This is a genomic window from Dyadobacter psychrophilus (assembly GCF_900167945.1).
GTDB classification, from domain to species: Bacteria; Bacteroidota; Bacteroidia; order Cytophagales; family Spirosomataceae; genus Dyadobacter; species Dyadobacter psychrophilus.
This window is the reverse complement of the sequence record NZ_FUZA01000003.1, coordinates 287,387-302,841: the sequence shown is the minus strand read 5'-3', so window position 1 is coordinate 302,841 and position 15,455 is coordinate 287,387. Positions and strand designations below refer to the sequence as shown.

Annotated in this window: 13 protein-coding genes; 4 read left to right on the top strand and 9 right to left on the bottom strand. The window is 45.6% G+C overall.

Going from position 1 to position 15,455, the window contains the following annotated elements; all coding sequences use genetic code 11:
- Positions 1-65: 65 nt before the first annotated feature.
- From B5X68_RS15090 to mobA, 5 genes are read right to left on the bottom strand one after another with little or no spacing between them, the layout of a single operon-like run.
- Complete coding sequence (locus B5X68_RS15090; protein ID WP_229208431.1) at positions 66-2,732, bottom strand: PQQ-dependent sugar dehydrogenase; 2,667 nt, start codon at positions 2,730-2,732, stop codon at positions 66-68.
- A 39-nt stretch (positions 2,733-2,771) separates the two neighbouring features.
- Positions 2,772-5,093 (bottom strand): FdhF/YdeP family oxidoreductase, encoded by a 2,322-nt coding sequence (locus tag B5X68_RS15085; protein WP_082215576.1) that lies wholly within the window; start codon positions 5,091-5,093, stop codon positions 2,772-2,774.
- 2 nt (positions 5,094-5,095) lie between these two features.
- On the bottom strand, positions 5,096-5,464 hold the full coding sequence (locus B5X68_RS15080) for a DUF7009 family protein (protein ID WP_082215575.1): 369 nt from the start codon (positions 5,462-5,464) through the stop codon (positions 5,096-5,098).
- Positions 5,461-6,309: a formate dehydrogenase accessory sulfurtransferase FdhD gene (gene fdhD / locus B5X68_RS15075; protein WP_082215574.1), complete on the bottom strand. Its 849-nt coding sequence runs from the start codon at positions 6,307-6,309 to the stop codon at positions 5,461-5,463. Before fdhD ends, B5X68_RS15080 begins: the two co-directional genes overlap by 4 nt.
- Positions 6,299-6,889 carry a molybdenum cofactor guanylyltransferase gene (gene mobA / locus B5X68_RS15070; RefSeq protein ID WP_082215573.1) on the bottom strand — a complete coding sequence of 197 codons (591 nt, stop codon included), beginning with the start codon at positions 6,887-6,889 and terminating at the stop codon, positions 6,299-6,301. The genes fdhD and mobA overlap by 11 nt, the downstream gene beginning before the upstream one ends.
- A gap of 129 nt (positions 6,890-7,018) precedes the next feature.
- On the opposite strand from mobA, the gene fdhA reads away from it, so the two are divergent.
- The 3 genes from fdhA to mnmA all read left to right on the top strand — a co-directional run bounded on the left by fdhA (position 7,019) and on the right by mnmA (position 10,566).
- Positions 7,019-8,209: a formaldehyde dehydrogenase, glutathione-independent gene (gene fdhA / locus B5X68_RS15065; RefSeq protein WP_082215572.1), complete on the top strand. Its 1,191-nt coding sequence runs from the start codon at positions 7,019-7,021 to the stop codon at positions 8,207-8,209.
- 80 nt (positions 8,210-8,289) lie between these two features.
- Positions 8,290-9,333 (top strand): hypothetical protein, encoded by a 1,044-nt coding sequence (locus B5X68_RS15060; protein ID WP_082215571.1) that lies wholly within the window; start codon positions 8,290-8,292, stop codon positions 9,331-9,333.
- 129 nt (positions 9,334-9,462) lie between these two features.
- Positions 9,463-10,566, top strand: coding sequence for a tRNA 2-thiouridine(34) synthase MnmA (gene mnmA / locus B5X68_RS15055; RefSeq protein WP_082215570.1), 1,104 nt, complete (start codon positions 9,463-9,465; stop codon positions 10,564-10,566).
- A gap of 97 nt (positions 10,567-10,663) precedes the next feature.
- Here the strand turns inward: mnmA and rlmB are convergent, their stop codons facing one another.
- The 3 genes from rlmB to B5X68_RS15040 all read right to left on the bottom strand — a co-directional run bounded on the left by rlmB (position 10,664) and on the right by B5X68_RS15040 (position 13,656).
- Positions 10,664-11,434 carry a 23S rRNA (guanosine(2251)-2'-O)-methyltransferase RlmB gene (gene rlmB / locus B5X68_RS15050; RefSeq protein WP_082215569.1) on the bottom strand — a complete coding sequence of 257 codons (771 nt, stop codon included), beginning with the start codon at positions 11,432-11,434 and terminating at the stop codon, positions 10,664-10,666.
- Positions 11,410-12,615 (bottom strand): GWxTD domain-containing protein, encoded by a 1,206-nt coding sequence (locus tag B5X68_RS15045; RefSeq protein WP_082215764.1) that lies wholly within the window; start codon positions 12,613-12,615, stop codon positions 11,410-11,412. The genes rlmB and B5X68_RS15045 overlap by 25 nt, the downstream gene beginning before the upstream one ends.
- A 150-nt stretch (positions 12,616-12,765) precedes the next feature.
- Positions 12,766-13,656, bottom strand: coding sequence for an SDR family oxidoreductase (locus tag B5X68_RS15040; RefSeq protein ID WP_082215568.1), 891 nt, complete (start codon positions 13,654-13,656; stop codon positions 12,766-12,768).
- Between the two features lie 80 nt (positions 13,657-13,736).
- Here B5X68_RS15040 and B5X68_RS15035 point away from each other — a divergent pair, with 80 nt between their 5' ends.
- Positions 13,737-14,450, top strand: coding sequence for a DNA alkylation repair protein (locus B5X68_RS15035; RefSeq protein ID WP_229208428.1), 714 nt, complete (start codon positions 13,737-13,739; stop codon positions 14,448-14,450).
- A 1-nt stretch (position 14,451) separates the two neighbouring features.
- Here B5X68_RS15035 and B5X68_RS15030 read toward each other — a convergent pair whose 3' ends face one another.
- On the bottom strand, positions 14,452-15,372 hold the full coding sequence (locus B5X68_RS15030) for an aspartate carbamoyltransferase catalytic subunit (RefSeq protein WP_082215567.1): 921 nt from the start codon (positions 15,370-15,372) through the stop codon (positions 14,452-14,454).
- Positions 15,373-15,455 lie beyond the last annotated feature (83 nt).

The following is a 15,455-nucleotide window of genomic DNA, read 5'->3' as shown; positions in this document are numbered from 1 at the left end:
CAGACTCGAAAATTAAAGCTTGTTTTGGTCAGCGGCGTTAGCTTAATGTTAAGTTTCAGGACTGATTACCTTTCGAAATACATCCAGTCTATGTAAAAAAGCAGTTTTTTGCTCTTGTCGGGGTTTTTAAAAACCAGGAAAATATCAGTCTGTTTGTTAGTCGGTTTAATGTCGGTCCCAAGCTCATTCCATTCCGCTTTAACGTCTTTTGATTTTCCGCCATCGATCACTAATGATGCCAGCAACGGCCCTTCAACACTTCCCTGCCGGATTTCCAATGTTCCCCCCTCGCCATCTTCCTGTACCCTGAATTTTATTTTTTTAATGTGGTTCAGATCAATGTTGGTGAAACTTACAAACTTGCCATTTCCAGCTGGGACGGAGGTTACAAATCCATTGTTTTTTGTGCCGATTGATACACTGACATTGCCTTTGTCAAAATCTTCAAGCTGAACCAGCGGATTTTTCAAAACCACAAAAGCGCTTCCTTTCAATGGTTCAATTCCGTTGGCACCCTTATCAGTATAATTCGCAGCAAGCACATATGCACCTTCGTTTCCTAGTCCCAGGTGTTCAACGAGTTGAATGTTGCCCTGCGTTGCCAATGAGGGCTTTTCACCTGTTAATGATAAAATGTAGCCGGCCAGTTCACGGGATTGCGATGTTGTCAGATCCGGATGCGGAGGCATAGGGTAGGTTCCCCAGTTGCCGCTGCCGCCTTTGATGATTTTGTCAGCAAGCAATTCTGCCGCGCCATTTTTTATCGCATAACGTTTTGAAATCTCCTTCAATGCAGGCCCTATGGACTTGGAATCCATGGTATGGCATGATTTGCAATCCAAAGAGGCGTAAAATGTTTCGGCGGCCGCATAACGCAGGTTCCCATGGCTTGCACCCGAAAGCGCAGCCGCGTAATCTTTTCCAATAGGCAGATAGTCAAATACAAGCTTAATATTTTTGGACTCGGGCGCTTTGTCCTCAGCATCTTTTATAACCACTTTATAATCAAACGGGACATTATCCCAGTAAAAAGTGCGGTTTGCAGCCGTATTGATGGTCACATCCGGCGGCGAGTTGCCCACTTTAATTTGCGCCGTTGCAATACCCGCACCACCCGCCTGGTCCGACACTGTAAGTGCAACATTGTAAATGCCCGGTTTACTAAATGTGTGCTTGATCTCCGCTCCTTTCAATGTTTTGTCCGCAACTTTCCAGTTGAATGTTAACTTATCATCTTTGTCATAATCCTTTGATTGCGAAGCGGATAATGTTACTGTAAGCGGTGCCGCGCCAATGGTCTTATCAGCTTGAATGTTGGCGATCGGGTTGCGGTTTCCTTCCGAATATTCCACGCGGATAAGTCCCGCATCGGTGTTTTTTGCAAACCAATTTGTGCCATACGCGAGCATATAAATGGCCCCATCGTGTGCAATTTGCATATCCATAGGCGCGATAACCTTTAAATGTGGCAAAAATGGCTCCATACTCACGTAATTTCCATCTTTATCCAATGTCACAGCCATTATCCATTTCCTGATCCATTCATAAATGAACAACTTTCCGTTGTAATAATCAGGCAGCTTATATTTGGCATTTGGGTAAAGATCGCTGTAATAAACCGGCCCGGCCATGGCACTAGCAGCGCCTTTGCCTACCATTGGCCATCGTTTCGATTCGCCCTTTCCATACCAGATCATGGCGGGCTGAGCGGGCGGAAGTTCTTTAATTCCGGTATTATTCGGTGAATTGTTGACCGGGCGCGCAGGGTCTTGTTTCGGGCCTTCTTTTTTTGTTTCAAAATCATATTTTGGAAAAGCCTCATTAGCGCCTAAGAAATAAGGATAACCAAAAAAGCCGGGTTTTCTGGCCTGATTGATCTCATCATAACTTAAAAATCCTTCTTCCGCAGGCACGTTCGTATCGGGCCCTACATCACCCCAGTAAACAAATTTGGTCTTCGGGTCGACAGAAACGCGGAACGGATTACGGCAGCCCATCACGTATATTTCAGGGTGGCCCAGAGAGCCGTCTTTTGGGAAAAGATTACCGTCCGGAATCGCGTAAGTGCCGTCAGAAAGAGGTTTAATCCTCAGAATCTTGCCCCTGTAATCTTTACTATTGGCTGTTGTTCCCTGATCATCCGACAGTTGCCGGCCTGGTCGTTCATCAGTTGGGTTATGCCCTTCAATATCTTCTGCATTGGTGTTATCGCCCGTTGAAAGATATAACAGGCCGTCGGAAAAGGTCAGGTAACCTGCTGAATGACAGCAATAAGTGCGTTGGGTCGGCACTTCCAGCAGCACTTTTTTAGAATTGAGGTCTAATTTCTGATCAATGAAATCATAACGGCTGAGCTGACTTACATTCCGGTCACCGGCCAGTCCATAATAGAGATATATCCAATGGTTTTTCTCAAACTCAGGATCCGCAGCAACGCCTAGTAAACCGTCTTCAATACCACTGTAAACATTGATATGCGCAATGGTTTTGATCTGTTTTTCTTTGGCGTCGTAAAATTTCACATCTCCTTTCCTTTCCACAATAATGACGTCCAGATCAGGCAAAATGGCCATTTGCATAGGCTCGTCCAGGCCTTGCGCAAGCATCATATGGGTGAAGCGCGTGCTGTCAGGCACGTCCGCAATGCTCGGTTTTGCAGGTGGTTTGGGGAGAAATGCAGACAGGATAACGCATGCAATTGCAGCCGAAATAATCAGAAAGGTGGTTTTCAAAGAGTTACTATTTTCAGGAGTTCAGGAATAAACCGCAATTTAATGACTCAGCACATTCAAATGTTTACGAATGGTCAAAATAACCATTTTGGAAGTGGGTGTGTTGCTTTTGTCGGCTACGCTGTTGATCGGCACGAGAACGTTCGTCTCCGGGAAATAAGTTGCAGTACAACCTTCGGGAATGGGGTAGGGAACAACTACAAATTTGTACGCAACCCGTTCAATTCCATCGTAATGATTGTAGAGATCCACGATATCGCCGCTTTTCAGCTTCCGTTTTGCGATGTCGTTTTCATGCATCAAAATAACACGCCGCTCGTTGTGAATGCCCCGGTAACGATCATTCAAGCCATAAATAGTCGTGTTGAACTGGTCGTGGCTCCGGATCGTCATCATCATCAGTTCATCTTCTTTCAGCCCAGGATCGTGGAGAACACCGATATTGAAATGTGCTTTTTGAGATAATGTGTCAAAATATCCGTCCCGGTTGCAATTGGGCAGATAGAAACCGCCGGGCATCCGGACACGCTCATTGTAGTTTTCGAAACCTGGAATCGTCCGTTCAATGTCTGCGCGGATGATGTCATAATCTTCGGCATAAATGTCCCAGTTAATCTGACTTTTTCGTCCCAAAACGGCCTTAGCAAGTCTGCAAACGATCACCGGCTCACTTAGTAATTGATCCGAAACAGGAGGCAAAACACCTTTTGAAAGCTGCACCACGCCCATTGAATTTTCGCAGGAGATAAACCTGTTTTCGTCCTTATGCATGTCCATATCGCTCCTCCCGAGGCAAGGAAGGATCAATGCCTGCTCACCCGTTACCAGATGGCTCCGGTTCAGCTTTGTGGAAACGTGCACAGTCAGGCGGCATTTACTGAGCGCCTCAGCCGTGAACCTTGTGTCCGGTGTTGCACTCAAAAAGTTGCCACCCATTGCGAAAAATACCTTTGCAGAGCCTTGATGCATGGCTTTAATGGACTCTACAACATCATAACCGTGTTTTTTTGGTGTAGTAAAATGAAAATTGCGCTCAATAGCATGAAGAAATTTTTCAGAAGGCCTTTCGAAGATCCCCATTGTCCTGTCGCCCTGCACATTGCTGTGGCCGCGGACAGGGCAAGTTCCTGCGCCAGGCTTACCAATGCTGCCTTTCAGCAAAAGCAGGTTTACAATTTCCTTAATAGTGTCCACTGCATTTTTGTGCTGGGTAAGGCCCATAGCCCAGCAGGCAATGATCTTGCTTTTCCCTGCCAGAACACGCGCAACCTGCTGAATCTGGGCAAATGAAATCCCGCTCAGCCGCGCCAGCTCTTCCGCATTCTGTTCTTTCAAATGAGCAATAAAATCCGTGTACCCTTCGGTGTTATTGGCAATGAAATTCCGGTCGAACACCATTCCCGGGTTGCTTTCTTCCTCTTTTAGTAGCAAAATTTCAATGGCTTTCAACAACGCCAGGTCCCCGTTGATTTTCACTTGCAGGAAAATGTCGGTCAATGCCGCATTGTTACCCAGAATTCCCTGCACGGTCTGCGGGTTATTGAAACCCATCAAACCCGTTTCAGGTAGGGGATTAATTGAAATAATCGTCGCACCGTTCGCTTTTGCTTTTTGCAATGCAGTGAGCATCCGCGGATGATTGGTCCCCGGATTTTGGCCCAGGATCATAATGACCTCAGCTTCATAAAAATCATCCAGCTTCACCGAGCCTTTGCCAATGCCCAGCGATTCTCCCAATGCAACGCCACTGCTTTCATGGCACATATTACTGCAATCGGGCAGATTATTGGTGCCGAATTCACGAACAAAAAGCTGATACAGGAACGCTGCTTCATTGCTTGTGCGGCCGGAAGTATAAAAAATGGCCTCATCGGGCGATGCTAAGCGGTTGAGTTCTAAGGCTATTTTTTCAAAGGCCGCTTTCCAGGAAATAGGCTGATAAAACTTTCCACCTGCTGGTAAAAACATGGGTGCCGCAATCCGTCCTTTTCCCCCAATCTCAAAATCTGAAAGTTTACCCAGCTCTTCTACAGCGTTTTGCGCAAAAAACGTGGCATCCAGCTTTTTCAATGTCGCTTCTTCCGCAACCGCCCGCGCACCATTCTCACAATATTCGGCAATGCCCGAACGCTCATCGTCCGGATCGGGCCAGGCGCAGCTAGGACAGTCGAAACCGCCCTTTTTGTTCAGGTTGAAAAGGGCCTTCATTCCTCGTTGCACACCTGCCTCGCCAACGACTTTCTGAAAACTCGAAACAACCGCAGGAATCCCCGCGGCCACTTTTTTGATCTCCGTTTTGCGAAGCCCGGTCAGCTTTTCGGGATTTTCGGCGCCCGGAATTGTACTCTGGTCATTGGGCATGATTAGCAGGTTTTTGCGGGGTTTTCATAATTATCCGACTGGTCCTCAGTAACATTGTCCAGGCATTTGAAATCTTTTTCAATTAACAGTTTCAAACTTTCGTTATTGCCAAAGGACATTTCTCCATCATAGCCGACAACATTATTATCCGCCCAGCCAGTGGTTAAATGTTCGGGAATCCGGAGCAAAATTTTACCATTGAGATATTCTGCGGAAAGCTCCGAAACATCATTGGATTTTTTTACAGCATAAATAAAACTGGCATCACCAAAAGACGTCACTTCTTCCAAATAACCTTCGAAAGTCAACTTTTCAATGTCGGTCCGGCTTAATCTGAAACGCACAGAATTGCGTTGAATGCGTATTTTCATAATGCTGAAATCCGTTCGAAGCCGGAGTAAATATTGAATTTATCATTTTTCAAAAAACCGATGAGCGTAATGTTACTCTCTTCGGCCAACTTCGCTGCCAAACTGGACGGCGCGCCAATCGCCACAACGATCTTTATCCCCGCCATTCCGGCTTTTTGAATGAGTTCAAAACTCGCTCTTCCGCTTAAAAGCAGGATTCGATCAGCAAGAGGGAGCAGGTCATTCAACAATGCATGGCCAATCAGCTTGTCCAAGGCATTATGCCTGCCCACATCTTCCCGGAGTTTAATATAATTTCCATTCAAGTCAAAAAGCGCGGAAGCGTGAAGGCCACCGGTGCTTTCAAAAATCCTTTGTTGCGCATGGAGCCTGTTCTTCAATGCAAAGATCACCTGTTTGCTCGCAAGCAACACATTATCCTGATCTTGATAAACCGAAACTGTTTTGATCGCATCAATGCTTGCTTTTCCGCAAACACCGCAGCTGGACGTTGTGTAGAAATTTCGTTCCAGCGAATTGATCTCCGGCGCGAAATCATCAGCGAGATTCACAATGACTTTGTTGTCGTCAAAAACATCACTTTTAACCGCACTAACCTGACTTTTTTCGGTAATAATGCCTTCTGTGAACAGAAAGCCAACCGCCAGCTCATCGTCATTGCCGGGAGTCCGCATTGTCACGGAAATGCTTTTTTTTATTCTTTTTCCCGATTCAGTAAATCCGAGCTGAATTTCCAGCGGCTCTTCCACCGCCAGATCGTCTTCCGCATCCCGACATTCCCCTGTGGTGACTATTTTTATTCGCTGCTGCCTTATCGCACTGATTTCCATTTGCTTATTTATCATCGTGAACATTAAGTAACGCCTGAACCTTTTCACAAATCTCGGGCGTATCCACACTGAGCATTATATTTTCGGACTCAGGAATGTATTTCTCAGCATTAATTTCTCTTAGAAAATGCTGCAAACTATATCGTCCGCTTTCAAACCGTTCAAAGAGCAGGGGCGCTGCCTCCCTGGCATACCAAGCCAGTAATGGCTCGTACGTTCCCTCCACATTGTAAAATGCAGCGGCAACCGGTACTTTTTGAATGGATGAAAGAAAACCACGAAAAACTTCGGTGGTTATAAAGGGATAGTCGCAGCCAGCTATCAGAAAATCGGCATTTGGGTAGATTTCAAAAGCAGAGAGCAGCGCAGCCATAGGCCCAATATCCTGGTATGCAGGCAAATCCGTTATAATTTTATGATTTTCGAAATTTGCGGATTGTGAGCTGTTGCAAGATAAAAATACATCTTCGCAAAGTGGCGACAATACATTCAGGACACGGTCAGCTTGCGGAATTCCGAAATATTGCAGCTGGCTTTTATCAGAGCCCATTCGCGAACTTTTGCCACCACACACCGCCAAACCATATAATGCCATAACCTTTCACAATAATGTCACCTCTAATTTAATCAATTGTCTTGTAAACGAGGAATTTTGTTAAATTTGAAATTAACCCATAAAAAATATTGCAAAACCGATTATTTCTAAACTTAACCAATCATTACTATGTGTCAAAACCATGGAGTTGCCTACATCAAGCCGGGCGAGGTTGAAATTCAGGAGATTGAGTATCCCAAACTGGCTTTGGGGGACAGGAAATGCGAACACGGTGTTATTTTGAAGATTGTGTCAACCAACATTTGCGGCAGTGACCAGCACATGGTCCGCGGGCGTACAACGGCACCAGCCGGATTGGTTCTGGGCCATGAAATCACCGGGATTGTGATTGAAGCGGGTAGGGATGTGGAGTATATTAAAGTGGGTGACCTGGTTTCCGTTCCTTTTAACATTGCCTGCGGGAGATGCCGCAATTGCAAAGTCGGACAAACGGGAATTTGCTTAAATGTGAACCCCGCACGACCTGGGGCTGCATATGGATATGTGGATATGGGTGGTTGGGTAGGCGGTCAGGCAGAATATGTAATGGTGCCTTATGCCGATTTTAACCTGCTGAAATTTCCCGATAAAGATCAGGGAATGGCTTATATTAAAGATCTAACGTTGCTTTCGGATATTTTTCCAACCGGTTTTCACGGGGCGGTAATGGCCGGTGTCGGACCAGGCTCCATCGTTTACGTTGCCGGGGCCGGACCTGTGGGCCTGGCTTGCGCAGCTTCCTGCCATTTGCTGGGTGCTGCCGTCGTAATCGTAGGTGATATGATCCAGGAAAGGCTGGATCAGGCCAAAAGCTTTGGCTGTGAAGTAATTGATCTCACCAAAGACACACCATTGGAACAGGCGATTGCAGCTATTATAGGCGTTCCGGAAGTGGATTGCTTTGTTGACTGTGTGGGTTTTGAAGCGCGTGGGCATGGCTCTAACGCCGGAACTGAAATGCCGGCAACTGTTTTAAATACGGCAATGGCCGTTACACGCGCGGGCGGCGCTATTGGAATTCCGGGTTTATATGTAACAGGCGATCCGGGTGCGAAAGATAAGGCTGCCCAGGAAGGCAGTTTGAGCATTCGTATCGGACTGGGTTGGGCCAAATCCCACTCTTTCTATACGGGGCAATGTCCGGTTATGAAATATCATCGCTCGCTGATGAATGCGATCTTATATGACAAGATCAAAATTGCAAAAGCGGTGAATGTGGAGGTGATTACTTTGCAGGATGCGCCGAGAGGTTACAGGGATTTTGACAAAGGCGCGGCTAAGAAGTTTGTCATTGATCCGCATAATATGATCATGAATTAAGAGGTTTTTCATCATAGGAAAAGGAGAAGCGTGGTTTTGCGCTTCTCCTTTTTTTTCATGAATAAATGTTAACTTCCTGTATGGAACAAGGTGATGTCAAGATTTTAAAGAAGAAACCAATTTATCCCGTTAGCGCTGAGCTGCGGAAATATTTGCGTTTTTACCAGCGTGATGCCAAATTGCCTGTGGGCTATCACGATCTGCTTAATTTTTACGAGTCGTTTCCTGTGATGGATAAAAATGGGCGGGATACACTTTGGGAAAGTCCGCTTTATCCGCCTCACGAAATAGACCGGCTGCATAGCGGCCTGAAAAAGGCTTATGCGATGCTAAAAGCCTCGGGTAATCTCCGCATTGTCGAACACAAATACATTGACCGCATTGATTACTGCAAATTTGGAAACTCTAATCCGTTCAGGATCAAGATTGTAAACCGGCTCAACGACATTTACGACTATTTTTATGTCAAAAGAGCCGACGCGTCCAGAATTTACGGACTGGAACTGGAAGAGATTTTTTCTCCGAACCAGGTCAATTATCTGGTCGATGGTGACAGCCTGATCGAAGAGCACATTGCGGGAATCCCTGGCGACGAGTTTGCAAAAACGCGCCTGCGCGAACCCGATTACAACCCCATCCGCATTGCAAAAGAATTCGTAAAATTCAACGAACGCTGCATGATTACGCTGCTGGGCGACATGCGCTCCTACAATTTCGTGATGCAGATAACCCCGGATTTTGACGATTTCCAGTTTCGCCTGCGCGCCATTGATTTCGATCAGCAGTTTTATGAAGGCAATATTAAAGTGTATATGCCTCAATTTTTTAAAGAAAACCGTCCTTATGTTGAGCTGGCAATGGAATATTTGACAGATAAAACGGTCCTGCAATATCAGCAGGAAGAACAATCCTCTATCATGTATCAGGCACGAAGTGAGCGATACCGCCTCAAAGAACTCCGCGACGTGTCGATTAAGGACAACATTTCGACCATTGATAACATTCACCAGCTTCGGGAAGGGCTTTTTAGGCATTATTCAGACAATCAATATCATCGGTGTGAGAGTATGACGGACATTATTGAATTGAATATCAAGAATGTGATCAGGCAGGTGAATGCTTAGGGATTTTTGTCAAATTGGCGCTGCGAGTTATTAATGTTACCTTTGCGGAACCTGACGGCTGAAAAATGCTGTTACCAATTTTCAACTTAAACAAAATCGGAAGGCATTCAACCTTTGCAGATTACCGGAATGAGCAAACACGGACGTATTTTGGTCGCCATGAGTGGCGGCATCGACAGCTCGCTTGCAGCTGTTATGTTACATGAACAAGGTTATGAGGTCATCGGCATGACCATGAAAACCTGGGATTACGCGAGCAGCGGTGGAACCAAAAAGGAAACCGGATGCTGTTCTCTCGACTCCATCAACGACGCCCGAAATATCGCGGTTGAATTAGGCTTTCCTCATTATATTCTCGACATACGCGCCGAATTCGGCGATTACGTAATTGATCATTTTACCGGAGAATACCTGGAAGGGCGCACGCCTAATCCATGCGTTTTGTGCAATACGCACATTAAATGGGATGCTCTATTGAAACGAGCAGATCGCCTGGATTGTGAATTTATCGCGACCGGGCATTATGCCAATATGCAATTCCACGACGGCCGTCATTATGTTTCAAAAGGCATTGACAGCTGGAAAGATCAGAGTTATGTTTTGTGGGGCGTTTCGCAGGAAAGTCTTGCTCGAACCAAACTGCCATTAGGTTATCTGCATAAATCAGAAATCCGTGAAATGGCGCGGGAAAGAGGTTTTATTGATTTGGTCAACAAATCAGAAAGCTATGAAATCTGCTTCGTGCCGGATAATGATTACCGTGGATTTTTGAAAAGAAGAATTCCAGGGCTTGAAGCCGAAGTTGCTGGTGGAAATTTCGTTTTTGAAGACGGCACGATCGTTGGAAAACATGAAGGTTATCCGTTTTATACAGTCGGTCAGCGCAAAGGATTAGGCATTGCCTTGGGTAAGCCTGCTTTTGTTACCGAGATTCGGAAAGAAACAAATGAAGTTGTTTTAGGCGATTTACCAGATCTTTTCAGGGACGGAATGTATGTCAGCAAATTAAACCTGCAAAAATACGCTTCACTTGAAAAACCTTTGGAAACCGTTACCAAAGTACGCTACAAACACGACGGAACGCCAGCTATCATCGAGCAAATCGAACCTGATAAAATCGTGGCGAGGTTCCATGATGGTGTCAACGGCATTGCGCCAGGGCAAGCTGCTGTTTTTTATGAAGGCGATGATGTTGTAGGCGGCGGCTGGATAATGAAGAGTTTCCGGCAGTAAATACTAATTCTTGTCAGCCTGAGCGGAGTCGAAGGCGCGTTACCAAGGAGTAGCGCGCCTTCGACTCCGCTCAGGCTGATAAGCATAGAATTCAATGTTACTTTATCCGCTGCCTTACAGCTTCGTATAACACAATCGAACTCGCAACAGAAACATTCAGCGACTCTACTTGTCCGTTCAGCGGGATCCTTGCTCCGGAATCTGCTAGTTGAATAAATTCTTTTGAAATACCGTCTTCCTCGGAACCCATAATGATTACCGTTGGGATAGAAAAGTCAATTTCGTAGAGTGATTTTTCTGTTTTTTCTGTGCAGGCAATGATCTGTAAGCCACTGTTACGGAGATATTGTAATGTTTCATACAAGTTTGGTTCGCGGCAAACGGGTAGGAAGTTCAGTGCGCCGGATGATGTTTTCATTGCATCTGCATTGATCTGCGCTCCGCCTTTTGTCGGCACTATAAGCGCCTGTACACCAGCACATTCTGCCGTTCGGGCTATGGCTCCGAAGTTTCGTACGTCGGTGATTCTGTCTAATAGAAGCAATAATGGCGTTTTGCCCTCTTCATAAACCTGCGTAAGCACATTATGGAGCGGCATATACTGGATCGGAGATACGAAAGCAATAACGCCCTGATGATTTTTCCGTGTTACACGGTTGAGCTTTTCAACCGGGACGCGCTGAAAAGGAACGCCAAGTTCTTTGGCAAGTTTCTCAATCTCAGCTAATCCAAATTCTCTCTGAATGAATAATCGTTCTATTTCTTTGCCCGAACGAAGGGTTTCCAGTACAGACTGTGTACCAAAAACCATGTCGGCCTGGGACTGTCTTGGGGCGGGTTTTCTTACCGTATACTTCCGTTTCTCCATGCTTCTACTACTGGATACCAAATAGGCTGGTATTCGGCATAGCGAACCAGTTCATAATGATCATCCACAAATTGATTGTTTTTTCTATTGAATGTAAAATTGACGTTCTGCGCATTGCCGCGTTGATCGTAAGTCCAAACTTCCCGGTCCTTGCTGCGCTGAACTTTGTCTGGTGGGCCCAACACAATGTAAATCATGCCTTTGTCGGTTTTCCACCCTTCTTTATATGTAGTAAAAAGCTGGTTTGCTTCCTCAACCCGACCGTAAAATGAACGAATGGACTGCTGCGCCAAAGGAGCATTTCCGTTCATTAATTGGAGCCAGTATTTATCCAAAGCTTTTTTGTAATCCTCTGCTTTTTTGATCTCGTTAATTTCGTTGTTTGTGCTCATGTAAAGCAATGGTCCGAGCAGATTTTGCGGACGGGTCATCTTTGGAAAGCGCTCATTTACAACGAGTACACCTAATCCTTCCGACTGTGTAGTGTCTGCAAAAATGTTATACAGGCCCTCCTTCGTGAATGTCAGCTGCTGGCCGGAACTGATCGTGAAAGAGCTGTCAACTTCAAGTGATTTGCTTACATTTTTCGGGGCAATGTTCATGGGAGAACCCGCTGCTTCGAAATCGTGATTGTAGTAATATACGTGCAGTTGCTCACTTCCGCCGGTTGCTTTTTTCAATGTAAATGGCTCATTGGAATTGATATAATGCCGTTGCAAAGGCTGGCTGCTATTGGCAGTGTAAACGCCGTATGTTTCATTCACGCCCTGTTTTTTAAACCTGATTGTCAGATCGTTAAGGACCTTTTTTAATGTTCCGGTCTGACTAATTTCACTAAGCAAAACGCCATACTCCTTATCGGGGCTCTTAATGTCATAAGAAACAACAATTTTCTGGCCAACCTGAGAAACATTCGATGAATCCAGCTTTACATTGCCATAACCAAGGCGGTCACGCGTTCCATAATCGGAATAAATGACATAATTAAGGTTGTAAAGCTTGATAAAATCAGCGGGGGAAATTGGGTTTTTACCTTTGAAAGCGTCCACGTACAAATAAACTTTTGTCTGCGTGGTGTCTTTTAACAAATATTTACTTTGGATGGCAATCAGGGAAAGTTCTTCGTTAATCGGCGCAGATTGCTGTGTTGGGCGAACCTGGGCTTCCGGCAATTGCTTCATGGGCTTGTTGGATGACGCACATCCAGCCAGCACCGAGGCAGTTAAAACACAGATATAAAAGCTTAAAGTAGTTCTCATGTACATGTTTTCATCATTTGTCAAATAACGAACGAACAGGTAAAATTACCCAATAAAACGGTAAGAAAATTTTTATTCTGGTTTCTTACTCGCACGATTGGCATTTTTGATCTGATCTTCAATCGCATCCCATTGATCGTCAGTAACTTCTTTCAGGAAATTGAACTGTCCGGCCGCTAACACTTCGCCACCATCCAGGGTAATCACCTCTCCCGTCATATAAGCCGAAAAATCGGACATTAAGTAGGCTGCAAGATTAGCCAGCTCCTGATGATCGCCTACACGTTCCAGTGGAATGCGGCTTTCGAAGGAGAATTTTTTAGCGAGCTCTTCCGGAAAAAGCCGCTCCCAGGCTCCTTTGGTGGGGAACGGGCCTGGCGCGATTGCATTCAATCTTATGCCGTGATCTGCCCATTCAAAAGCGAGCGATTTTGTCATGGCCAGTACGCCCGCTTTTGCCATCGCAGAAGGAACCACCCAGCCCGAACCTGTCCATGCATACGTTGTTGAAATGTTCAGGACCGTTCCCTTAATGTTGTTTTCGATCCAGTATTTGCCCAATGCGAGCGTGAAATAGTATGTTCCGCGCAAGACGATATCGACAACCACATCGACCGCTTTGTAAGATAGTCTTTCAGTTGGGCTGATGAAATTTCCTGCGGAATTATTAACCAAACCGTTCACGCTTCCGAATTTCTCGATCGCTTTTGCAATCACATTTTCAATCTGATCTGTTTTGCGGACGTCGCATTCGACGGCCAGAATGTTGCCTCCGATGGTTTCTTCCAATTCCTTCGCAGTCTTTTCGAGCACTTCGAGCCGTCTGCTGCAAATGACAATGTTGGCGCCTAATTTTAGAAAATAGCTGGCCATTGATTTTCCCAATCCCGTGCCGCCACCCGTAAAAATAATCGTCTTGTTTTTCAGCGCATCGTCGCGAAGCATTCCTTCTGTATGGATCATCAGAAATCGATTTTATGGATGCGGGTAAAGGTAAAGTTTTATCTAAAATTGTTATATTTTGTACTAAAAATAATAAGCGTATGATGAACCAGGTCAAGGAAGTTATGAACCAGCTGGCGGCGCTGGGCAGCGAACAAACTCTGAAAACATTCCGGAATCATGGAGGCGTTGAGCCTATGTACGGTGTGAAGATCGGTGATATGAAGCCGATTTTGAAAAAACATAAAAACAACCACCAGCTCGCACTTGAACTTTATAATACGGGCAATTCGGATGCCATGTATCTGGCCGGATTAATGTCAAACCCGTCCTTGCTAACGCCCGAGGTGCTGGATGAATGGATTGAACGCGCGCCCTGGCACATGATCAGTGAATACACTGTTGCCTGGAATGCTGCCGAGAGTCCATATGGGTTCGAAATGGCCCGGAAATGGATTGAATCAGATAAGGAATTGACGGCTGATGCGGGTTGGTCTACATTCAGTTGCCTGATGGCCCTTACGCCTGATGAAAATATTGATAAAGAGGAAATTGACGGGCTGCTAGACCGTGTAGAAAAGGAAATTCATGACGCGCCCAACCAGGTCCGCTATGTAATGAATGGCTTTTTGATTGCAGTTGGATCTTATTATAAACCGTCGGCAGAGAAGGCGATGGCCATCGGGGGCAGGATTGGGAAAGTGAAGGTCAATATGGGTAATACGGCTTGCAAAGTGCCTTATGCGCCTGATTATATTCAAAAAGTTTGGGACGCAGGCCGGTTAGGAGCAAAAAGAAAAGAGGTAAGATGCTGAATTACTGCTGTGCAAGCAGATAAAGCACCGCCATCCGCACGGCAACCCCATTTTCAACCTGATTTAGTATAATAGAATGGCTTGAATCGGCTGCGTCTGATGAAAGTTCAACTCCACGGTTGATCGGGCCAGGGTGCATAAGGACGATTTCTTTGTTCAGATCATCCAGCATTGCCTTGTTAATGCCGTAATACAGTGAATATTCCCTCAATGAGGGAAAATATTTGATTTGCTGGCGTTCCAGTTGAATGCGTAGCACGTTTGCGACGTCGCACCATTGCAATGCTTCTTTTACATTATGACTGATTTTTACGCCCAGTTCATCCAGATGCTTGGGGATCAATGTGGACGGACCGCAAACCATCACTTCCGCTCCTAATTTTTGCAGACAAAAAATATTGGAAAGCGCAACACGTGAGTGGGTAATGTCTCCAATGATCGCGATTTTCTTGCCTGTAAGATCTCCCAGTTTCTCACGCATTGAAAAAGCATCCAGTAATGCTTGCGTTGGGTGCTCGTGCGTGCCGTCACCGGCGTTCACAACATTCGCGGGAATGCGCGTTGAAAGATAATGTGGCGCTCCCGGGCTGCTGTGGCGCATCACGATCATATCCACTTTCATAGCCAGGATATTATTGACCGTATCCAGCAGCGTTTCACCCTTTTTTACCGAGCTTCCCGAGGCAGAAAAATTTACCACATCAGCAGAAAGACGCTTTTCCGCTAGCTCAAAAGAAAGCCTTGTTCTCGTGGAATTTTCAAAAAAAACGTTTGCGATGGTAATGTCCCGGAGCGATGGGACTTTCTTGATGGGCCGGTTAATGACGTCCTTGAACTGCGTTGCCGTGTCTAAGATGGTATGAATGTCATTCTCGTTCAGGTTTTTAATTCCAAGTAAGTGCCGGACCGAAAGTTTTGTCATTGTTGGTATTCAAGAAAGTTTGGCAAAGATAATAAGGAAGCTGGCAACGCGAAAACGCATTTGGAAATTTCCCATCCCTATTT